Source organism: Pseudomonas sp. So3.2b (assembly GCF_019464415.1).
Lineage (GTDB): Bacteria > Pseudomonadota > Gammaproteobacteria > Pseudomonadales > Pseudomonadaceae > Aquipseudomonas > Aquipseudomonas shahriarae.
Map to the genome: position 1 here is coordinate 6,151,981 of NZ_CP080494.1, position 15,569 is coordinate 6,167,549.

At 62.3% G+C, this 15,569-nt stretch carries 14 protein-coding genes and 1 pseudogene; 7 read left to right on the forward strand and 8 right to left on the reverse strand.

Annotated elements, in window-relative coordinates:
* Positions 1–6: 6 nt before the first annotated feature.
* The 3 genes from K1X80_RS27925 to K1X80_RS27935 are packed head-to-tail and all read left to right on the forward strand — an operon-like array spanning position 7 to position 2,326.
* Positions 7–732: a DUF484 family protein gene (locus K1X80_RS27925; RefSeq protein WP_057440488.1), complete on the forward strand. Its 726-nt coding sequence runs from the start codon at positions 7–9 to the stop codon at positions 730–732.
* A gap of 2 nt (positions 733–734) precedes the next feature.
* Positions 735–1,634, forward strand: a complete 900-nt coding sequence (gene xerC, locus K1X80_RS27930) for a tyrosine recombinase XerC (protein WP_057440489.1) — start codon at positions 735–737, stop codon at positions 1,632–1,634.
* On the forward strand, positions 1,631–2,326 hold the full coding sequence (locus K1X80_RS27935) for an HAD family hydrolase (RefSeq protein ID WP_057440490.1): 696 nt from the start codon (positions 1,631–1,633) through the stop codon (positions 2,324–2,326). The genes xerC and K1X80_RS27935 overlap by 4 nt, the downstream gene beginning before the upstream one ends.
* Before the next feature lie 110 nt (positions 2,327–2,436).
* On the opposite strand, the gene sutA is transcribed toward K1X80_RS27935, so the two are convergent.
* From sutA to glnK, 4 genes and pseudogenes are all read right to left on the reverse strand, one after another.
* A complete protein-coding gene (sutA, locus tag K1X80_RS27940) occupies positions 2,437–2,763 on the reverse strand; it encodes a transcriptional regulator SutA (RefSeq protein ID WP_057440491.1) in 327 nt (108 codons plus the stop codon).
* A 103-nt stretch (positions 2,764–2,866) separates the two neighbouring features.
* A pseudogene (locus tag K1X80_RS28350) lies at positions 2,867–3,027 on the reverse strand (YjbQ family protein); the annotation flags it as partial.
* 252 nt (positions 3,028–3,279) lie between these two features.
* On the reverse strand, positions 3,280–4,617 hold the full coding sequence (locus K1X80_RS27950) for an ammonium transporter (RefSeq protein ID WP_029289659.1): 1,338 nt from the start codon (positions 4,615–4,617) through the stop codon (positions 3,280–3,282).
* A 34-nt stretch (positions 4,618–4,651) separates the two neighbouring features.
* A complete protein-coding gene (gene glnK, locus K1X80_RS27955; RefSeq protein ID WP_002555808.1) occupies positions 4,652–4,990 on the reverse strand; it encodes a P-II family nitrogen regulator in 339 nt (112 codons plus the stop codon).
* 420 nt (positions 4,991–5,410) lie between these two features.
* On the opposite strand from glnK, the gene K1X80_RS27960 reads away from it, so the two are divergent.
* Both K1X80_RS27960 and K1X80_RS27965 read left to right on the forward strand, forming a co-directional pair.
* Positions 5,411–5,671 carry an accessory factor UbiK family protein gene (locus K1X80_RS27960; protein ID WP_057444205.1) on the forward strand — a complete coding sequence of 87 codons (261 nt, stop codon included), beginning with the start codon at positions 5,411–5,413 and terminating at the stop codon, positions 5,669–5,671.
* Positions 5,672–5,819: 148 nt separating this feature from the next.
* Positions 5,820–7,316: a YifB family Mg chelatase-like AAA ATPase gene (locus K1X80_RS27965; protein WP_057960983.1), complete on the forward strand. Its 1,497-nt coding sequence runs from the start codon at positions 5,820–5,822 to the stop codon at positions 7,314–7,316.
* Here K1X80_RS27965 and K1X80_RS27970 read toward each other — a convergent pair.
* The gene (locus K1X80_RS27970; protein ID WP_220172600.1) at positions 7,313–7,897 is read right to left on the reverse strand and encodes a TetR/AcrR family transcriptional regulator; all 585 of its coding nucleotides are present in this window, start codon (positions 7,895–7,897) and stop codon (positions 7,313–7,315) included. The genes K1X80_RS27965 and K1X80_RS27970 overlap by 4 nt on opposite strands.
* Before the next feature lie 113 nt (positions 7,898–8,010).
* Between K1X80_RS27970 and K1X80_RS27975 the strand changes: the two genes are divergently transcribed.
* Positions 8,011–8,922, forward strand: coding sequence for an ABC transporter six-transmembrane domain-containing protein (locus tag K1X80_RS27975; protein ID WP_057960985.1), 912 nt, complete (start codon positions 8,011–8,013; stop codon positions 8,920–8,922).
* 6 nt (positions 8,923–8,928) lie between these two features.
* Here K1X80_RS27975 and K1X80_RS27980 read toward each other — a convergent pair whose 3' ends face one another.
* Positions 8,929–10,905: a methyl-accepting chemotaxis protein gene (locus K1X80_RS27980; RefSeq protein ID WP_057960986.1), complete on the reverse strand. Its 1,977-nt coding sequence runs from the start codon at positions 10,903–10,905 to the stop codon at positions 8,929–8,931.
* Positions 10,906–11,094: 189 nt separating this feature from the next.
* Entirely contained in the window at positions 11,095–12,015 is a 921-nt protein-coding gene (locus K1X80_RS27985; RefSeq protein ID WP_057960987.1) for a LysR substrate-binding domain-containing protein, read from the reverse strand.
* Between the two features lie 152 nt (positions 12,016–12,167).
* Between K1X80_RS27985 and K1X80_RS27990 the strand changes: the two genes are divergently transcribed.
* Positions 12,168–13,562, forward strand: a complete 1,395-nt coding sequence (locus K1X80_RS27990; protein ID WP_057440496.1) for a NorM family multidrug efflux MATE transporter — start codon at positions 12,168–12,170, stop codon at positions 13,560–13,562.
* 65 nt (positions 13,563–13,627) lie between these two features.
* On the opposite strand, the gene K1X80_RS27995 is transcribed toward K1X80_RS27990, so the two are convergent.
* Positions 13,628–15,301, reverse strand: coding sequence for a bifunctional diguanylate cyclase/phosphodiesterase (locus K1X80_RS27995; protein ID WP_057960988.1), 1,674 nt, complete (start codon positions 15,299–15,301; stop codon positions 13,628–13,630).
* Positions 15,302–15,569 lie beyond the last annotated feature (268 nt).

Genomic DNA, 15,569 nt, shown 5'->3' on the forward strand with positions numbered 1-15,569 from the left:
TCGCCAATGACCGATAAGCCCCAGGCACCCGCCAAGCAGCCCGAAGGATCCCCTTGCGAAAGCCTGGAGGCAGCGGCCGTCGCCGCTTACCTGGAGGCTAACCCGGACTTCTTCGTCGAACACGACGAACTGCTGCCGGCCCTGCGCATCCCTCACCAGCGCGGCGATACCGTGTCGCTGGTGGAGCGGCAGATGAAGATCCTGCGCGAGCGCAATATCGAAATGCGCCATCGGCTCTCACAGTTGATGGACGTGGCCCGCGACAACGACCGCCTGTTCGACAAGACCCGCCGCCTGATCCTGGCACTGCTGGATGCCGCCAGCCTGGAAGACCTGACCATTGCCGTCGAAGACAGCCTGCGCCAGGACTTCCAGGTGCCGTTTGTCAGCCTGATCCTGTTCAGTGACAACCCGATGCCGGTCGGGCGCTGGGTCAAGGGCAGCGAAGCGCAGACCGCCATTGGCGGCCTGTTGTCGGAAGGCAAGACCATCAGCGGCACCCTGCGCGAGCATGAACTGGACTTCCTGTTTGGCGAGGACCAGCGCGTGCAGATCGGCTCGACTGCCGTGGTCGCCCTCAACCATCAAGGCCTGCATGGCGTCCTGGCCATTGCCAGCCGTGATCCGCAGCACTACAAGAGCACGGTAGGCACGCTGTTTTTGACCTACATTGCTGAAGTGTTGAGCCGCAGCCTGCCGCGCTTTACCACTGCCCTGCGCGCGGTGCGCTAGCCATGGAACGGCAACTGGACGCCTACTGCGCTCACCTGCGCAGCGAGCGCCAGGTGTCTCCCCATACGCTGGAAGCCTACCGACGGGACTTGAACAAGGTCCTGGCGTTCTGCCAGAAACACCAGATCAGCAGCTGGAAGGCCCTTGATATCCAGGGCCTGCGCAGCCTGATTGCACGCCTGCACCAGCAGGGCCAATCCTCCCGCAGCCTGGCGCGCCTGCTGTCGGCGGTACGTGGTCTGTATCACTACCTCAACCGCGAAGGCCTGTGCGATCACGACCCGGCCAACGGCCTGGCGCCGCCCAAGGGTGAGCGCCGCCTGCCCAAGACCCTGGATGCCGACCGCACCCTGCAATTGCTCGATGGCGCGGTCGAAGATGACTTCCTGGCGCACCGCGACCAGGCGATCCTGGAGCTGTTCTATTCCTCGGGCCTGCGCCTGTCGGAGCTGACCAGCCTCAACCTCGAGCAACTGGACCTGGCCGACGGCCTGGTGCAAGTGCATGGCAAAGGCAGCAAGACCCGCGTGCTGCCCATCGGCAAAAAGGCCCGCGACGCCCTGCTGGTGTGGCTGCCCCTGCGAGCCCTGAGCAATCCGCCGGACGACGCGGTGTTTGTCAGCCAGCAAGGCCGACGCCTCGGGCCACGAGCCATTCAGTTGCGGGTCAAGGCCGCCGGCGAGCGGGAGCTGGGGCAGAACCTGCATCCGCACATGCTCCGGCACTCCTTTGCCAGCCACCTGCTGGAATCGTCACAAGACTTGCGCGCCGTGCAGGAACTGCTCGGCCACTCGGATATCAAGACCACCCAGATCTACACCCACCTGGACTTCCAGCACCTGGCAACGGTGTACGACAGCGCCCATCCCAGGGCCAAACGTGTTAAAGGCGGCGACTCATGAGCATCAAGCTAATCACCTTCGACCTGGACGACACCCTGTGGGACAACGTCCCCGTCATCATCAGCGCCGAAGCGTCGATGCGCGAATGGCTGGCGACCCATGCGTCCAAGGTCGGCGACCTGCCCCTGGAGCATTTCGCCAGCCTGCGCCAGCAGGTGCTGCAACGTCATCCCGAGCTCAAACACCGGATCAGTGTGCTGCGCCAGCGGGTGCTGATGCACGCCTTTGAAGAGGCCGGTTATCCACAGCCGCAAGCCACGGAGATGGCCGATGTGTGTTTTGAAGCGTTCATTCATGCGCGGCACCAGCTCACCGTCTTCCCCGAAGCCGAGCCGATGCTGCAAGCCCTGCGCCAGCACTTTCTGCTGGGGGTGATCACCAATGGCAATGCCGATGTGCAGCGCGTAGGCCTGGCGGATTACTTCCACTTTGCCCTGAGGGCCGAGGATATCGGCATCGCCAAGCCGGATGCGCGCTTGTTTCAAGAGGCGTTGCAGCGGGGCGGGGTGGATGCCAGTGCGGCGGTGCATATTGGCGATCACCCTGGCGATGACATCGCCGGGGCACAGCAGGCGGGGTTGCGAGCCGTGTGGTTCAACCCGACCGGCAAGGTTTGGGAAGGTGAGGCATTGCCGGATGCGCAGATTCGCAGCCTGACCGAGCTACCGGAGCTGCTCCACAGCTGGAAATAACGCGGCTGCGATACCACTGGAAATCCAAGGTGGGAGCCTGCTGGAGTTTATTCCAGGCATGAAAAAACCCGCAGCGACGGCGGGCTTTTTCAGCAAGCAAGTAACCGGCCTCAGATAGGCCGACTGCCGTACTTGTTATCCGGCTTCTTCGGTGGATCTGCCACCACGTTGGCCTCGACTTCCTGCACTTTACCGCCTTTGGCGAGGAACTCTTCCATCGCACGGGCCAGCGCATCGCGCTCTTTGTTCTTGGCCTCGACGCTCGGCAGTTCGTCTACCGAAACAGCAGCCTTGGCCTTGCCTTTGGCGGCCGGAACAGGTGCATCATCGCCACCGTCATCGTCAGCAACGTCTTCCGCTACCGCTTCAAGGCCTTCTTCGGTGTCGTCTTCGTCACCTACTTCCAGTTCGTCGTTTTCCAGATCATCGTCGCTCATGTTCTACCTCATGACTTGCGAAAAGCAGATTAGTTATAGCCCAGCTTCACCATCTGTCGAAGGCTGCCGGAAAAAAATCAACGTCCACCGGATAACCAGTGGCTTATGCCCCATCACCGTGCAGGTGGCGAGGACTTTACGAGCACCGCCATGATCAGGGTGCTCGTCCAGATAAACGCGTTGCCATGTGCCCATTGCCAAGTGGCCGGCCTTGACCGGCAAACTCAGTTGGCGACCCGATAGGCTGCCCTTGAAATGACCCGGGGCTTGGCCCGCTGGGTAATCAGGGTCTGTCGCCATATACAGTTCTGCGCCCATCGGCGCGCATTCTAGCGCGCTCTGGGAAAAAACAAAGTGCCGAATACGCCTACATGCCTGTAAGACATTCGCACACTGAAAAGTACCGTGTGGATCCAATCACAAACTCGGCACAAAAATGCTCACGCGCCTTCACCACAGGCAAATACCAGACAAAAAAATGCCCGGCAAGCCGGGCATGTTTTTTTTCATACGTTCTTACAAGTTGTAGCCACGTTCGTTGTGCTCCGCCAGGTCCAGGCCAACGGCCTCTTCCTCTTCGGTCACACGCAGGCCGATGGTCAAATCCAGCACCTTGAGAATTACGAAGGTCACGATGCCGGTATAGATCACGGTAAAGCCTACGCCCTTGGCCTGGATCCAGACCTGTGCAGCAATATCGGTCACGGTGCCGAAGCCACCCAGGATCGGCGCCGCGAATACGCCGGTGAGAATCGCCCCGACAATCCCGCCCACACCGTGCACACCGAAGGCATCCAGGGAGTCATCGTAGCCCAGCTTGCGCTTGAGGCTGGTGGCGCAGAAGAAGCAGATCACGCCAGACGCCAGGCCGATCACCAGTGCGCCCATCGGGCCTACGGTACCGGCGGCCGGGGTAACGGCCACCAGGCCGGCTACCACACCCGAGGCAATGCCCAGGGCGCTTGGCTTGCCGTGGGTGATCCACTCGGCGAACATCCAGCCCAGTGCCGCAGCAGCAGTGGCGATCTGAGTCACCAGCATCGCCATGCCGGCCGTGCCGTTGGCCGCAGCAGCGGAGCCGGCGTTGAAGCCGAACCAGCCGATCCACAGCATCGCCGCGCCGATCAGGGTGTAGCCCAGGTTGTGCGGGGCCATTGGGGTGGTCGGGTAGCCTTTACGCTTGCCGAGCACGATGCACGCCACCAGGCCAGCCACACCGGCGTTGATGTGCACCACGGTGCCGCCAGCGAAGTCCAGCACGCCCCAGTCCCACATCAGGCCGCCGTTGCCGCTCCAGACCATGTGCGCGATCGGCGCATAGACCAGGGTGAACCAGATGGCCATGAACAGCAGCATGGCGGAGAACTTCATGCGCTCGGCGAACGCACCGACAATCAGCGCCGGGGTGATGATCGCGAAGGTCATCTGGAAGGTGATGAACACCGCTTCCGGGAACAGCGCCGCAGGCCCAGTGATGCTGGACGGTGTGACACCCGCCAGGAACGCCTTGCCCATGCCGCCGAAGAACGAGTTGAAGTTGACGACGCCCTGTTCCATGCCCGTGGTGTCGAACGCGATGCTGTAGCCGTAGACGACCCACAGGATGCTGATCAGACCAGTAATGGCGAAGCACTGCATCATCACAGAAAGAATGTTTTTGGAGCGGACCATGCCGCCGTAGAACAGCGCCAGGCCAGGGATGGTCATGAACAGCACCAGTGCGGTGGCTGTCAGCATCCAGGCAGTGTCGCCGGAATTGAGGACTGGAGCCGCCACTTCGTCTGCCGCCATGGCCAGGCTGGGCATTACGATGGACAACAGGGCTCCTAGCCCTGCGAATTTACGCAGAGTCATATTGTTTTCTCCTGGGGCGTTGGGGTTTGGCGGCTTAGATTGCGTCGGTATCGGTTTCGCCGGTACGGATGCGAATAGCCTGTTCCAGATTGACCACGAAGATCTTGCCGTCACCGATCTTGCCGGTGTTGGCTGCCTTGGTTATCGCCTCGATAACCCGATCAAGATCCTTGTCGTCAATGGCGACATCAATCTTCACCTTCGGCAGGAAATCGACTACGTATTCCGCGCCGCGATACAGCTCGGTATGACCCTTCTGCCGACCGAAGCCTTTGACCTCAGTGACGGTAATGCCCTGCACGCCGATCTCGGACAGTGACTCGCGTACATCGTCCAACTTGAACGGCTTGATGATGGCAGTGACTAGCTTCATGAAAACTCTCTCCCGAATTGGTGGACTTGCCCCAGGAAAACAAACCCGTCTCAAGTCTAAGCGCAGTGCCTGGCTTTGTAACGCATCGTCGCCTCGGCAAATGCCTTTGCGACGCCAGCTAACCGTTGGTGACGAAACATGTACCCTGGTCCGTCAGCGCACTGCATTCGTCACAGCGACTGCATCAGTGCATGGGTCATGATCGTCTAAGCAGAAACCTTGCCAGCTCCGTAAAAGTCACTGAAATCAATCCGTTGCCCGTCTACGCCCACCAATGGGCCGGTGCAGCAGCCTGGATACGCACAAAAACAGTGCATCCGCATTCAGCCCAATGCGCGAAAAGCGTGCGCAGGCCACGCTGAAAAGACTATAGGCGCTGCGTGATACACTGCCGGCCAACTGTTTTCCGGAATGTTTCCCATGCTCGCGCCCAAAGACCTCCTCGACGCCCTGAGCGGCCACGCCTCTCGCCTGTTCAGCGGCGAAACCCCGCTGCCCCGCAATGAAATCGAAAGCCAGTTCAAGGCGCTGCTGCAAAGCGGGTTCAGCAAGCTGGACCTGGTCAGCCGTGAGGAGTTCGACAGCCAGATGGTAGTCCTGGCCCGCACCCGTGCGCGGCTGGAGAGCCTGGAGGCGAAGGTGGCGGAGTTGGAAGCGCGGCTGAATCCACCTCAGGAATAACCACCGCGTCCCCTCTTGGAGCCGGCTTGCCGGCTCCTGCAATGACAGCGCCTGGATACGTTCTGTAAAACCTGCACACAGCGCCTCACCCTCCCTCGTCTACCCTTGAAAAACCGCAGCACGCGGCCCTCCCTTTCAAGGAACGAGCATGTCCCTCGCCATCGTCCACAGCCGCGCCCAGATCGGCGTCGAAGCCCCCGCCGTCACTGTCGAAGTGCATATGGCCAATGGCTTGCCGTCCCTGACCCTGGTGGGCCTGCCGGAGACCGCGGTCAAGGAGAGCAAGGACCGGGTGCGCAGCGCCATTCTCAACAGCGCGCTGCAATACCCCGCACGCCGTATCACCCTCAACCTGGCGCCCGCCGACCTGCCCAAGGACGGCGGGCGTTTTGATCTGGCGATTGCCCTGGGGATTCTCGCGGCCAGCGTGCAGGTACCGGCGCTGGAGTTGGATGACGTTGAATGCCTTGGCGAACTGGCCCTGTCTGGCGAAGTGCGGGCCGTCAAAGGGGTGTTGCCGGCCGCGCTGGCGGCACGCAAGGCCGGGCGCAGCGTGATCGTGCCCAGGGCCAATGCCGAGGAGGCGTGCCTGGCCTCCGGGTTGAAGGTGATTGCAGTGGATCATCTGCTGCAAGTGGTGGCGCACCTGAATGGACGGGTGCCGATCGAGCCGTACAAGTCCGACGGGCTGCTGTACCTGAACAAACCTTACCCGGACCTGAGCGAGGTGCAGGGCCAACTTGCCGCCAAGCGCGCGTTGCTGATTGCCGCAGCGGGTGCCCACAACCTGCTGTTCAGCGGGCCACCCGGCACCGGCAAGACCTTGCTCGCCAGCCGCCTGCCCGGCCTGCTGCCGCCCTTGAGCGAACAGGAAGCCCTGGAAGTGGCGGCCATCCAGTCGGTGGTCAGCCTCGCACCGTTGAGCCACTGGCCCCACCGGCCATTTCGTCAGCCGCACCATTCGGCGTCCGGGCCGGCGCTGGTGGGCGGCGGTTCGAAGCCACAACCTGGGGAAATCACCCTGGCCCATCACGGCGTGTTGTTTCTCGATGAACTGCCGGAATTTGATCGCAAGGTGCTGGAGGTGCTGCGCGAGCCATTGGAGTCCGGGCATATCGTGATTTCCCGGGCGCGCGACCGCGTGAGCTTCCCCGCACGTTTTCAACTGGTGGCAGCCATGAACCCTTGCCCCTGCGGCTATATGGGCGAACCCAGCGGGCGCTGTCGGTGTACGCCGGAACAGATCCAGCGCTACCGCAACAAGCTCTCGGGGCCGTTGCTGGATCGAATCGACCTGCACCTGACCGTTGCCCGGGAAAGCACCGCGCTGAACCCAGCCAAACAAACCGGCAATGACACTGCCAGCGCTTCAACCCTCGTCGCCAGCGCCAGGGATCGCCAACAACAACGCCAGGGCTGTGCAAATGCATTCCTCGACCTGACGGGTTTGCGGCGCCACTGCGAGCTATCGAAAGCCGATGAGGGTTGGCTGGAAAGCGCCTGTGAGCGCCTGACCCTGTCGTTGCGCGCAGCTCATCGGCTACTCAAGGTCGCGCGCACCCTGGCCGACCTGGAACAGGCAGACGCCATCGCTCGCCATCATCTGGCCGAAGCGTTGCAGTACCGGCCAACCGCCGTGACTTAGCGATCCCTGGGCAAATCCAGCAGCAGCCCCGCCACTTCCATCACCTCACCCAGTACCACTTGCGCCGACTCGACGGAGGGCTTGAGCAACAGGTCATCGGTATAACCCATCGTCACCGCAAAGATCTGGCGGGCCGCACGACTGGATGAGCCACAGCGGAATACCCCGGCAGCGATCCCCTGCTCGATCACATCGGCAAGCATGGCTTGCCACTGGGCATTGACCAGCAGATACGCCTGAGCCAGTTCCGCGTCATGCATCGCCTCATCCCAGGCATCCAGCCAGAGCGCCCAGCCGGCGTCGGCGGTACACGGCAGGCAACCCTTGAGGAAACCCACCAAGGCCTCAAGCGGCGGCGCATCTGCCAATGGCCCGCGCACTTCGTCCAACTGCTCATTGGCGAAGCGAACAAAGGCTTCGCGGCGCAGTTCTTTCCAGTCGCTGAAGTAGTGATACACGTGGCTGCGGGACAAGCCCGCATGCTCCGCCAGATCGCGGGTGGAGACATCGGCAAAGCCCTTGCTGTGAAACAGCTCCAGGGCAGCGGCGATGATCTGGTCTTTACGGTCGATACGCGACATGGGCAATTCCTTACGGGCGCCGTCAGATAAGCGGCGCTTGCTTTTTGAGCGACTGCTCAAGGATACTTGAGCAGTCGCTCAATAGTAGCGCCTATTACTCCTTTGGTGCACCCATGCCATCCACAACGCCACAGATCCTGATCGAAGAAAGCAAGAAAATCGGCCAGCAATCGGCCAGCCAAACCCTCAAGGCAATCGCCAAGGCTTATCCCGGCAAGCTGTTCTGCACGCTGTCGTTGGTTGCGCTGGAGAACGCGTTGCTGCTGGCCTATCCCCTGTTTGCCGGTTTCGCCGTGGACTCGATCCTGCGCGGCGATGCCAGCAGTGCGCTGTTCTATGCGGCCGTGGTGATGGCGTTCTGGGTGGTCGGCGCCGCACGCCGGGCGTTGGATACCCGTACCTTCACGCGGATCTACGCCGATCTTGCCGTGCCTGTGATTCTCAACCAGCGTCTACAGAATCACAGCACGTCCAAGGCCGCCGCACGGGTGGTGCTGGCGCGGGACTTTGTCGACTTCTTCGAAAAGCATGTGCCGGTGATCGCAACAGCCTTGGTCTCCATCGTTGGCGCGGCCGCGATGTTATTGGTGATTGAACCTTGGGTGGGCCTGGCCTGCTTTGCGGCACTGCTGCTTTGCATCATCCTGCTACCGCGCTTTGCCCGCCGTAACGAGCAGTTGCACGAACGGTTGAATAACCGCCTGGAGAAAGAGATTGGCCTGGTGGAAAAGGTTGGCGCCCAGACGTTGCGACGCCATTACCAACTGCTGTCACGCCTGCGTATCTGGCTGTCGGACCGCGAAGCCGTCGCCTACCTGTTTCTCGGCGCGCTGGCAGCGCTACTGTTCATCGTAGCGATCAGCCAACTGGCCTTGTCGCCAGCGGTCAAGGCCGGCCATGTCTATGCGGTGATGACGTACCTGTGGACCTTCGCCAGCAGCCTCGACGAAGCGCCAGGGATGGTTGATCAACTGGCGCGGCTCAAGGACATCGGCAAACGGGTGGATCCGGGACTCGGGAATTGATCAGCCTTACCGAAACCGATCCACCTCTTGCCGCAGCCCTGCCGCCAACGTCTCCAGCTCCCTGGCGGTAATCGCCAGGTTCGAGACCACTTCCCGCTGCTCACTGTTGGCCAGGGCAATGCTCTGCAGGTTGCTGCTGAGCAAGGTCGCGGTGCTGCTTTGCTCCTGGGTCGCTGTGGTAATCGCGGCAAACTGCTGCCCCGCCGAGCGGCTTTGCTCGTCGATGCGCGCCAGGGCCGAGGCCACGTCGGCGTTGCGCGACAAGCCTTCCTGCATCAGCACATTGCCCTGTTCCATGGTGCTGATGGCATTGCCGGTTTCCTGCTGGATGCTCTGGATCATCCCGGAAATCTCATCGGTGGCCTGGCGGGTACGCGAGGCCAGGTTGCGCACCTCATCGGCGACCACGGCAAATCCACGCCCCTGCTCCCCGGCCCGCGCCGCCTCGATGGCGGCGTTGAGTGCCAGCAGGTTGGTCTGTTCGGCGATCGAGGTAATCACGCCGACGATGCCGCCGATTTCCTGGGAACGTTGGCCCAGGGTATTGATCACCTTGGCCGTGCTGTTCAGTGCCGTGGCGATATGCTCCAGGGACGACGACGCCTCCTGCATCGAGTTGCGGCCAATGCGGGTCTGCTGGGCATTTTCCTGGGCCATGCGTTCGGTATTGCCCATGTTGTCGGCAATGTTCAGCGAAGTGGCGCTGAACTCTTCCACCGCGCCGGCCATGCTGGTGATCTCGCCGGATTGCTGCTCCATGCCCTCATAAGCGCCTCCCGACAAACCTGACAGCGCCTGGGCGCGGCTGTTGACCTCTTCGGCCGCCTTGCGGATATGGGAGACCATGGTCGACAAGGCCTCGCCCATCTGGTTGAAGCTGCGTGCCAGCTGTCCGATTTCATCGTGGCTGGACACATTCAGCCGCGCACTCAAATCACCGGCCCCCAGGGCTTCGGCCTGGCGCACCAGGTCGCCCAGGGGCTGCAATTTGCTGCGTAGCAACCAGACCGCCGCGCCTACCGCCAACAGCATCGCCAGCACGCTGCCGATCACCAGGCGGATACCCACGGCCCAGGTCACCGCGCGGATCTCGGCCTTGGGCATGCTCGCCACCACCGACCACGGGCCGCCGTCAAATGGCACTGCAACGCTGTAGAAGTCTTCGCCCTTGTCACTCCAGAAACGCCCCTGGCCAGGCTTTTGCGCCAGCTCCAGGATCACCGGAACGGCCTGCTCCAACGCCTGCACGCCGGCAGGCGGCACCAGCCAGTGTTTTTGCTCGTCCAGCAGCGCCAGCGAGCCGGTCTGGCCAATGCGGAACCGCTTGAGGTTGGCGAATTGGGCGTTCTGCGCATCGGTGTAGTCGAAACCGATGAACAACACCGCAATCACCTGGCCGCTGGCATCACGTACCGGGCTGTACTGGGTCATGTAGGAACGTTCGAACAGCACCGCGCGACCGATGTAGCTCTGCCCGGCGAGCAGGCGCTGGTAGGCCGGCCCCTGGCGATCCAGCACGGTGCCGATGGCGCGGTTGCCGTCCTGTTTGGTCAGGGAGGTGCTGATACGGACAAAGTCTTCGCCGCTGCGCACGAACACCGTGGCCACGCCGCCGGACATCTGCTTGAACTCATCGACCTCGTCGAAGTTGTTGTTCAGTACTTCAGTGCCCAGGTAAAGGCCCGGGGTCTGCACCCCGGCCACACTCACCATCTGCTCGGGACGTACGCTCAACCCGGCGCCGAAGCGCTTTTCAAACAACCCACTCAAACGCTGGGTGCTCTCACGCAGGGTGCTGTGGAAGGTATTGAGTTGGTCGGCGAGCAAACGCGCTTCGCTGGCCAGGTGTTCTTCCCGGGTCAGCAGGTTGGCCGAGTCCAGGGAGCGCAGGGCAAATACCGTGCTGCCGCTGATCACGACAGCCAATATGACCGCCAAGGCAATGCCCAGCTGCGAAGCGATGCGGGCGCGGGGTTGAGACATGACAGCTCCTGGCCGAGGCCCGGATCGTCCTGATCTCATAGCGCTAATCGGCAAATTTCTTGGATTGGGGGCACGCTGAGCCGCAACTAATGGCGACTCCGACACACCTACTTCGGCGGCCCCAATCAATACTTGAGCAAATTACAGGGGCATCACTCAAAGGCACCGTGTGTAGGACGCTGCATCGTTTCACTCGAGCTGTTCCACCGCCGGCAAGGCCATGGCCCGGACTTCACTTTGCAGGAAGTCCGACAGCCTGCGCAGGCGCTCACCACCGGGGCGGGTCTTGGGCCAGACCAGGTAATAGCTTTCGCCGCTGGCCACCGCAGTCGGCCATGGCAAACTCAAGCGCCCCTGGGCCACATCCTCGGCGACCATCAGCAGATCGCCCATGGACACGCCATAGCCCCGGGCAGCGGCAATCATCCCCAGCTCCAGCGTATCGAACACCTGCCCGCCCTTGATGGCGACGCGGGACGCCAGCCCCGTACGCTGCAACCAGCGGCGCCAATCACGCCGATCCGGCGTGGGGTGCAGCAGTTCAGCGCTGGCCAGGCGCTCCACATCCCAGGGGCCGTCATTGAGCAGGTTCGGCGCGCCCACCGGGATCAACAGTTCGGGAAACAGGTAGCTGGCTTCCCAGTCCGCCGGAAAGTGCCCGTCACTCAGCAAGACCGCGCAGTCGAACGGTTCCTGATTGAAATCCACTTCGTCGATGCTCATCCAGGCGCTGGTCAACTGCACCTCGTTGCCCGGCTGCAAGTGCCGGAACCGGCTCAGGCGCGCCAGCAACCAGCGCATGGTCAGGGTCGACGGGGCCTTCATGCGCAGGATGTCATCTTCGGCATTCAAGGTATGGCAGGCGCGCTCCAGGGCGGCGAAGCCCTCGCGCACCCCAGGCAGCAGCAGGCGCGCCGACTCGGTCAACTGCAAGGTGCGCCCGCTGCGCTGGAACAGGCGGCAGGCGAAATGCTCCTCCAGGGTGCGGATATGCCGGCTGACTGCACTTTGGGTGATGGACAGTTCTTCGGCCGCACGGGTGAAGGAGTTATGCCGTGAGGCGGCTTCAAATGCACGCAAGGCATACAGCGGAGGCAGGCGACGAGACATGAGGAAAACTCCGACGGCACGATTCCGAAACCCTACCAGATTCATCCTGGCATGAGTTTTAATCATGCGAATGATCGCATTTATCCCTTTGTGCAAAGCGCTGAGAGCGCCGAGAATCAACCCTTCTACCCCTTGTGCAATTATTGAGCGTGATGATCATGCAGCATCCGGCGCGTACCGAACTCTGGGCCATTCTGCGGCTGTCAGGGCCGTTGATTGCCTCGCAGTTGGCGCACATGTTGATGGTGCTGACCGACACCCTGATGATGGCCCGCCTCAGCCCCGAAGCCCTGGCCGGCGGCGGGCTGGGTGCGGCAAGCTATTCGTTTGTGTCGATCTTTTGCATCGGCGTGATTGCCGCCGTGGGCACCCTGGTCGCCATTCGCCAGGGCGCCGGCGACATCGAGGGCGCCACCCGCCTGACCCAGGCCGGCCTGTGGCTGGCCTGGCTGATGGCCCTGGTGGCCGGCCTGCTGCTGTGGAACCTCAAGCCGGTGCTGCTGATGTTCGGCCAGACCGAAACCAACGTGCAGTCGGCCGGGCAATTCCTGATGATCCTGCCGTTCGCCCTGCCCGGCTACCTGACGTTCATGGCCCTGCGCGGCTTCACCAGCGCCATCGGCAAAGCCACGCCGGTGATGGTGATCAGCCTGTGCGGCACGGTGCTCAACTACCTGCTCAACCATGCGTTGATCGAAGGCATGTTCGGCCTGCCCAAGCTGGGCCTGATGGGCATTGGCCTGGTCACGGCGATTGTCGCCAACTGCATGGCCCTGGCACTGTTGTGGTACATCAAATACAACCGCGCCTACGCGGCCTACCCCCTGGGCAAGGGCCTGCTGCGGCCCAACCTGCATTACTTGCGCGAGCTGTGGCGCCTGGGCCTGCCGATTGGCGGTACCTATGCGGTGGAAGTCGGCTTGTTCGCCTTTGCGGCGCTGTGCATGGGCACCATGGGCAGTACGCAGTTGGCGGCCCACCAGATTGCCCTGCAAATCGTCTCGGTGGCGTTCATGGTGCCGGCGGGCATGTCCTATGCCGTCACCATGCGCATCGGCTTGCACTATGGCGGCGGGCAACTGCTCGATGCACGGCTGGCCGGACGCGTGGGTATCGCCTTCGGCGCGAGCGTGATGCTGGGGTTTGCCATGGTGTTCTGGCTGTTTTCAGACCCGCTGATCGGCCTGTTCCTCGACCATGACGACCCGGCCTTCGCCCAAGTGATCAGCCTGGCGGTCAGCCTGTTGGCCGTGGCGGCGTGGTTCGAGCTGTTCGACGGCGTGCAGACCATCGCCATGGGTTGCATCCGAGGGCTCAAGGATGCCAAGACCACGTTCCTCGTCGGCCTGGGTTGTTACTGGTTGATTGGCGCACCGGCGGCCTGGTTGATGGCGTTTACCTTGGACTGGGGCCCGACCGGCGTGTGGTGGGGTCTGGCGCTGGGGCTTGCCTGTGCGGCGATTACCCTGACCTGGGCGTTTGAGGCGAAGATGAAGCGGATGATTGCCCAGGAGCCGCAAGTCGATGCGGTCCCACAGCCTAACTGAAGGATGTACTCGGTCAGTGTGGGAGCTGGCTTGCCAGCCCCCACCTTTTTGATTGGTTTACAGGGCTAGATCACATCGCCCAACAACGCCTGCTGGCTGCTGCCAAACGTCAGGTATTCCACCAATTCCGCCAGCGGCAACGGCTTGCTGATCAGGTAACCCTGGGCCTGGTCGCAGCCGAACAAGCGCAACAACGCCAGTTGCTCCGGGGTTTCCACGCCTTCGGCCACCACTTCCAGGTTGAGGTTGTGGGCCAGGTTGATCATGGCGTGCACCAGCTTGCGGTTTTCTTCGCGCTCTTCCATACCGCCGACAAAGCTCTTGTCGATCTTGAGCAAGGCAATCGGCAGGCTGTTGAGGTGCACGAAGGACGAGAACCCGGTGCCAAAGTCATCCAGGGAGAAGCGCACACCCAGGCGGCCCAAGGCATCCATGGTCTGCTTGACCAGGTCGCTGCGGCGCATCACGGCGGTTTCAGTAAGCTCGAATTCGAGCCATTGCGCCTCCACCCCACGCTCGGCAATCAAACGGCTCAGGGTCGAGAGCAACTGGCTGTCCTGAAACTGACGGAACGACAGGTTGACCGCCATGTGCAACGGCGGCAGGCCGCGCTCGCGCAGGTCCTGCATATCGCGCAGGGCCCGGGAAATCACCCAGTAGCCCAACGGCACGATCAGGCCGCTCTGCTCGGCCAGCGGCACGAACTCGCTCGGCGGCAGCAAGCCACGTTCACCGTGGCGCCAGCGCACCAGGGCTTCGAGGCCGACGATATGCCCATCGTCCAGGTCCAGCCGCGGCTGGTAATGCAGTTCCAGTTCGTCACGGCGCAGCGCCCGGCGCAGTTCGCTTTCCAGGTCGGCGAGGCTACGGGCATTGCGGTTGATGCGTTCATTGAAGATATGAAAGGTGCAGCCCTGGGTGCTCTTGGCCTGTTGCATGGCGATATGCGCGTGCCACATCAACGGGTCGGCGCCGGCCTTGGCGCGGGCATGGGCCACACCGAGGCTGCAACCGATCAGCAGGCTCTCGCCATCGACCCAGTAAGGTTCGGCCATGGCCTCGGTGATGCGCTCGGCCATCCACTCGGCGCGTTGCGGCGCACGGCGGGTGTCGATCAACAAGGCAAATTCATCACTGCCCAGGCGCGCCAGTTGGTCGCCGACCTCCAGTTGGCTCTTGAGCCGCGAGACCACTTGCAGGATCAGCCGGTCGCCCGCCTGATGGCCGAGGGCATCGTTGGCATGGCGGAAGTTGTCCAGGTCCAGGTGGCCGAGGGCCAGGCCACGCCCGTCGTTTTCCGCCAGGCGCGCGGCCAGCAGGGTCTGGAAACCCTGGCGGTTGGCGATGCCGGTCAAGGGGTCTTGTGCGGCCAGGCGTTGCAGGGTGTTTTCCAGCAAGCCGCGTTCGCGCACATGGCGCAGGCAGCGGCGCAGCGTATCCACATCAAACGCGCCACGGATCAACCAATCGCTGGCGCCCAACGGTGCAACCAGCGGTTCCTGCTCCAGCAGCATTACGGTGGGCAGGTTACAACGGCCAGGGCCAGGTTGCAGACCCGGGGTGGTGAGCAAGACAGCCGTGCGGTCGTCGTCGAACAGGCTGCTCACCGACTCCCAGCTTGGCGCACTGACCAGCACAGCCCCATCGCCCATCGGCGCCAGGCACTCGCGCAACAACGCTGCCCACGCTGGCTCATCGGCCAGTAGCAGCAAACGCAAGGGTTCGACAGGCGTAGACAAGCTAGCTCCCTAGACTTTGCAAAAATTCGTTGGCGGCGGGCATTATGACGCGCAGCCTGATAATGACCAATGATATTGGTTATCAAATACGCGCAGTGCAGGTCTAGATCGAACAATAGACCCAAAAACACCGCACATCCTGCGGCAAAGTAACAAAACCGGCAAATTTAGATCGAGTGGTACGTCACACTGTCGTTCAGAGGCGGCAGAATCTTGCCAGCCTGTTAAAATGCCCGCCCTTTTCGCTCAAAGACTCCCAAAACCCTGT